A 1,807-nucleotide genomic window follows, 5' to 3' on the forward strand; every position below is an offset into this window, starting at 1 on the left:
CAATTCAACCGGCAGAAACAGCGTTTCCGGAGACGCCGAAATCACGCCCTTCTTCTTTAGTTGGTGCCGCCAGGCATAGATTTGCTGCCGCGTCACATCGTGCCGCTGTGCAACCTGCGTCACCGTCGCCCCGTCCACGCCGACCGACAAAACGATCTCGAGCTTCTCCTCGTCGCTCCACCGCCGCCGCCGCTCCAGTCCAAGAATATCGCCCCGCATCCCCACACCCGCATAAGACACGTCATTAACGACGTCACTATGCACGTGCCTTAATCCATCAGCCCAAACTCAGGCAGACGGTAACAATCGGGCCGTTACGATCATAAGGCGGTAGGTGGAAGCATCATAGTATTACATAATACGGATTATTGCATGATCATATGTAGAAGCAAATTAGAATTGTCGCGAGCTGGCAAAGTTGATTTGTCGCCTCTGCCCTGAAGGCCGACGCTGGGCTTGACCGCGTGGCATGAGGGCTTCGACATGGGACTGGTTCTGATGAGCGACCGCGAGCTCCAACGCATCGAGGTGCTGGCACAGCTCCTGGACGGCAGCCTGCGCACGGCGACGGCGGCCAAACTGCTCGGCCTCGGCCAGCGCCAGGTGCAGCGCCWGGTCCGCGAGGTGCAGAACGAAGGTGCCATGGCCGTGCGCCACAAGCTGCGCGGCCGGCCCTCGAACAACCGCACCAGCGATCTGAAGCGCGATTACATCCTGTCGCTRATCCGCAGCGACTATCCCGATTTCGGCCCGACGCTGGCGGCCGAGAAGCTTCATGAGCGGCATGGCATCCGGGTCTCGTCGGAGAGCGGCCGGGCTCWGGCAGAGCCGAGCCCGGCGACGCCGGGTGCACCAGCCGCGGCTGCGGCGCGAATCCCTGGGCGAGCTGATCCAGATCGACGGCTCAGAACACCGTTGGTTCGAGGATCGCGGCCCGGTCTGCACGCTCCTGGTGTTCATCGACGATGCCACCGGCAAGCTGATGCAGACGCGCTTCGTTGACTCGGAAAGCACTCAGGCCTATTTCGCGGCGCTGCGGGACTATTTGCAGACGCATGGTCGCCCGGTCGCCTTTTATTCCGACAAGCACAGCATCTTCCGGGTGAACCGCACTGAGGCCCGCATCGGCCATGGCATGACGCAGTTCGGCCGCGCGCTTTGCGAGCTGAACATCGAGATCATCTGCGCCAATAGCTCGCAGGCCAAGGGCCGGGTCGAACGGGCCAATCGCACGCTGCTGGACCGGCTGGTTAAGGAGTTGCGCCTGGCGGGCATCAGCGACATCGCCGCCGCCAACGCCTTCCTGCCGGGATTCATCGAGGCCCACAACCTGCGCTTTGCCCAGGCCCCTTCCCGGCCCGACGACCTCYGCACCGGCCGCTGAACCTGCCGGCATCCCGCCTGAGCGACATCCTCTGCCTGCGCGACCAGCACCAAGTGGGCAGCATGTGTTTCGGCCTGCAATTTTGGCTCTGACGCAGATTGTGTGATGTCCGTATGCGCCCGCTCTACATTCAGCGTGTTTGTTCAAGGAGGTGGACATCATGCCGGCACGCTACGATACCAGGCTCTTGCCTGAGGGGGTGCGCGCAACCGGATACAGGGTGGACGGCGCGGTGATTTCGGTTGATGCGGAGATGATCCGGTCCGAAGCGTTCTGTCCGGAGTGCGGCTTCCGGTCGGCGCGCCGACATGGGCGCTATGTCCGCAGTCTCGCAGATCTGCCCGCCCACGGCCGAACTGTTCAGCTGCGCCTTTCGGTTCRGCGGTTCCGATGTCTGATTGCGCAATGCCCGGTCAAGACGTT

The 1,807-nt window shown here is 62.6% G+C and carries 2 protein-coding genes and 1 pseudogene; 2 read left to right on the forward strand and 1 reads right to left on the reverse strand.

Annotated elements, in window-relative coordinates:
* A partial coding sequence (locus AQY21_RS05410; protein ID WP_203416394.1) for a transposase occupies nucleotides 1–264 on the reverse strand: 264 nt, incomplete at its 3' end.
* Between the two features lie 219 nt (nucleotides 265–483).
* Here AQY21_RS05410 and AQY21_RS05415 point away from each other — a divergent pair.
* Nucleotides 484–1,446 (forward strand): annotated as a pseudogene (locus AQY21_RS05415) (ISNCY family transposase); the annotation flags it as partial.
* Between the two features lie 98 nt (nucleotides 1,447–1,544).
* Nucleotides 1,545–1,807, forward strand: a 263-nt coding sequence (locus AQY21_RS27585; RefSeq protein WP_161905932.1) for a transposase family protein, incomplete at its 3' end; no start/stop codon positions are given.

Source organism: Paracoccus sp. MKU1, from assembly GCF_001447385.1.
Classification (GTDB): Bacteria; Pseudomonadota; Alphaproteobacteria; order Rhodobacterales; family Rhodobacteraceae; genus Paracoccus.